The sequence below is a fragment of the Thermoflexibacter ruber genome, from assembly GCF_900113045.1.
Lineage (GTDB): Bacteria > Bacteroidota > Bacteroidia > Cytophagales > Thermoflexibacteraceae > Thermoflexibacter > Thermoflexibacter ruber.
Genome location: NZ_FONY01000109.1, coordinates 1 through 1959, shown reverse-complemented (window position 1 = coordinate 1959; position 1959 = coordinate 1). Strand labels below are relative to the sequence as shown.

Genomic DNA, 1959 nt, shown 5'->3' with positions numbered 1-1959 from the left:
AATTCCAAACAAATTCCAAACAAATTTAATTTTTGGTTGATTTTGGTGCTTTTCTTTGCCTTGCTTGGGTGCGATAAAATGGAAAAAGTAAGTCCACTACCTACTGAAAATGCTAAGAAGCATACGGCACGAGTGGAAGAAAAACCTTTTCTGCTCAGGTATGAAAACTTACACCCGCAAGTGAAGGAATCTTTTGTTTACTATGATGCGGAAAATGGATTCTTGTATTTCTCAGATTATCTGATTTTTGATAAAATAAGAGCAGAATTAATGAATAAAGACAGTGAAACCTTGGCAAAGTGGGAAAGTCAGTTTGAAGGTTTTGTTTCTTTGCAAAGTATTTATGCACAGGCTATGGAGAGGCAAAAGTTAGAGATAGAAAAGGCAAAGCTCGCATTAGAAACCAAGCCTTTGATTAGTTCGTACTCACAAGAACAGTTCTATGCAGATTTTGTGAAACAGCACAAAGAAAGATTTATCTTTTTGGAGGATGGTTTTTTCAAGATGAATATTGCTTTTGAGGAGGTGGGGAGTTTGGTAAGCAAAGATGGCTTAGTAAAAATAGGGGGAGATATTTTTCAGTTTACTAAGGAGGCTATCAAGATACTCAAAGGGGGCGATGTAACAAAAATTGATGAGTTGAAAAAAGCCAATAGAGATACAGGAGTAATAACTATAAAGATAATTCTTTCAAAAACGAATATTTTTATGAGTGGCAGAACCGAATCTTCATCATGTCAAAACTCCTCTATTACTTTACCATGCTGTTATGTAGCAAACAGTGGATATTTTAATTCTTGCTTCGAGGAATTGAGTTACCAAGCACCTGTTTATGATTATAGCATTATTGTTGGTACACAGTGCTTTTTAGGGATATGTACTCCTCTATACTATATTTCTGGCTACCAAGATAAAACAAGACTTTCAGGTAATTGTTGGGCTATAGCACGGCATATTATACTTGGAGCAGTTCCTTTTGCTTTAGATTTCACGGGAATAACTGCTACTTATAACTTAGGTGCAGGTAACATTTCATTTACAGATTATCTTCCTAATGTTGCAAGTTTTTCGGCAGTAGTGTACGATGATACAGTAACTAACGTTACTGGTTTTAGTAGAGTATATTGTAGAGATGCGTATTCTGGAGATAGAGACCATTACTATTATTTTTAGAATTCACTTATTAAAAAAAATCTTTTCTTTATGAAAAAAATAATTATTCTCCTTTGCCTTTTGCATCAATTATGCGTTTATGGGCAAGAAAAAGATAAAGTTAGTCACTTTAACTTGAAAGTTTCACCTCAACACTTGCTTTTTTTCCCTCAACAGTGGGGTTTAAAAAATGAATATATTTTTAAAAGCTTACGAAATAGTTTAGTTGCTGACTATTATCTGATAAAAAGTAATAAGGTGTTTAATATTAATTCGCCATTAGGTGTAGTAAATGCAGAGTCTTCTGAAGAATTTGGCATAGGTGTAGGTTTATCTTATCGATATTACCCTTTTGGTTTTTCTCCCATGAGAAACATCAATCCCAAAAGGATTTTATATGAGTTCATTTCTGCATTTTGAGTATTTATCAGTTAAGTTCAATAAGTTAGCCTATAGAAAGCAGATTACAGATGCTAACGGGAATTTGATAGGACACGACACTAATCCACAAACTCAAAAGATTAATTCTATTCAATATGGCTTTATCTTAGGCTATCAATGGATATGGTGGAAAAGTTTTGTTTTTGATATATATGGAGGTATAGGATTTAGAAACTCTCATTCAAAAATTTCTGATATAGAGAAAATATATTATCCTATAGCATTAACAGGCATCTCTCGGTTTTCAGACAAAGCATACTCAGGCATCCTCCCCAAGCTTGGCTTTCAGATAGGCTTTGCATTTTGAAAACTTAACGATTTGTTCATATAGGGTGCAAGGTTTTTGCACTCTGTTTCTTTTCCTTT

The 1959-nt window shown here is 33.7% G+C and carries 3 protein-coding genes; all 3 read left to right on the top strand.

The window, feature by feature from the left end:
- A partial coding sequence (locus BM141_RS23355) for a hypothetical protein (RefSeq protein ID WP_177217525.1) occupies window positions 1-1173 on the top strand: 1173 nt, incomplete at its 5' end.
- A gap of 30 nt (window positions 1174-1203) precedes the next feature.
- Complete coding sequence (locus BM141_RS22355) at window positions 1204-1572, top strand: hypothetical protein (protein ID WP_091549649.1); 369 nt, start codon at window positions 1204-1206, stop codon at window positions 1570-1572.
- Window positions 1550-1900, top strand: a complete 351-nt coding sequence (locus tag BM141_RS22350) for a hypothetical protein (RefSeq protein WP_091549648.1) — start codon at window positions 1550-1552, stop codon at window positions 1898-1900. Before BM141_RS22355 ends, BM141_RS22350 begins: the two co-directional genes overlap by 23 nt.
- The last annotated feature ends 59 nt before the right edge of the window (window positions 1901-1959 follow it).